Source organism: Treponema sp. R8-4-B8 (genome assembly GCF_054786175.1).
The window spans coordinates 1-1098 of record NZ_BDHE01000118.1; the positions used below are offsets into that span (position 1 = coordinate 1).

The 1098-nt window shown below is 44.5% G+C and carries 3 protein-coding genes; 2 read left to right on the forward strand and 1 reads right to left on the reverse strand.

Annotation, left to right across the window (positions count from 1 at the left end; genetic code table 11):
• Positions 1-151 precede the first annotated feature (151 nt).
• The gene (locus tag ACYVRA_RS06675) at positions 152-565 is read left to right on the forward strand and encodes a hypothetical protein (protein WP_461251966.1); all 414 of its coding nucleotides are present in this window, start codon (positions 152-154) and stop codon (positions 563-565) included.
• 3 nt (positions 566-568) lie between these two features.
• Positions 569-826 (forward strand): hypothetical protein, encoded by a 258-nt coding sequence (locus ACYVRA_RS06680; RefSeq protein ID WP_461251967.1) that lies wholly within the window; start codon positions 569-571, stop codon positions 824-826.
• Between the two features lie 16 nt (positions 827-842).
• On the opposite strand, the gene ACYVRA_RS06685 is transcribed toward ACYVRA_RS06680, so the two are convergent.
• The coding region (locus tag ACYVRA_RS06685; RefSeq protein ID WP_461251968.1) for a hypothetical protein at positions 843-1098 on the reverse strand (256 nt) is incomplete at its 5' end.

Genomic DNA, 1098 nt, shown 5'->3' on the forward strand with positions numbered 1-1098 from the left:
CAGACGATAGGTTGGCGCGATCCCGCCCACACCGGGAACATCTCCTGTCTCTTATACACATCTCGGCGGAGAAAATGGTATATTAAATAATGTGGGTAAAGATTGCATACTTAATATGGCGGATACAGGCGGTCGGCGCAACGAAAAACCGTTGACTGACGAGCAATTCAATCAAGCTAAAGAATACGCTGTTTCTTTAGGAATGCCGGAGGGAGATGTACTATACGATCAAGATACGCCGACGTGCTACGCTTTTGGAACATTAGTTATAGGTACGGATATAGTACCGTTGTCTAAAAGATCAACGCATCCTAACGATAATATCTCTATAAGAGGAGGCATAGCGCACGAAGTAGTCGGGCATAGGGAGGCTGAACTTAAAGGACGCAGTCAACCGACTAAACCTATGGAAGAGGCTCAAGCAAGTATCAGGGCCGCGAGATTTGCACCCGGGTTAAGTAGGGGTGAAAGGATAGATTTAATAAGAGACGGAATTAATAGATTGCATAATGCTAAATGTTCTTTACGAGATATTAAGAACACACTATTCATAAACGAGAGGTGACGTATGTGTGAAATAAAATCTGTTATAAAAAGACACGGTTGGCGGCTTGTTTTCTGTACATTCCACGACGGAGAGTTTATGTCCGCTAAGGCTGTGCTTTTTTTTGACAAAGACGGCAATGTGTCCAAAATAACGAAATTTAACATCGATGAAACAAAACAGTGTTTTAATAATAATCCCATTTCCCCGGTTATCAAGGTTGACGAAGATATTGATGAGCGTTTTTTAGTGGTAGGGAACCAAGTGGACTTTGCGTTGTAGCGGTAACGTAACCATATCACAACTTAGTATATCTAAACGCCTCTTTGACGGCGGCCAAATTCTTTTCAACCAAGGCGGAGGCTTTATCATATTTGCTCTTGATGGCCTCGTCAAGCGCCGCCGTGGTGCCGGAGGTTACTATTTTGGACTTTCCGCTGAAACGCTCTTCCGCCGCCGCCAATAGAGAATCTAAGTCGACTAAATCCGGTAACAGTCCGCAGACGGCGCCGAGCATCGTCATGTTTGTCGCTAAGTCGGTTCCGGCGAAATCT

Coding starts and splice junctions, on each gene's coding strand:
- ACYVRA_RS06680 (WP_461251967.1), top strand. CDS start 569: ATGTGTGAAATAAAATCTGTTATAAAAAGACACGGTTGGCGGCTTGTT.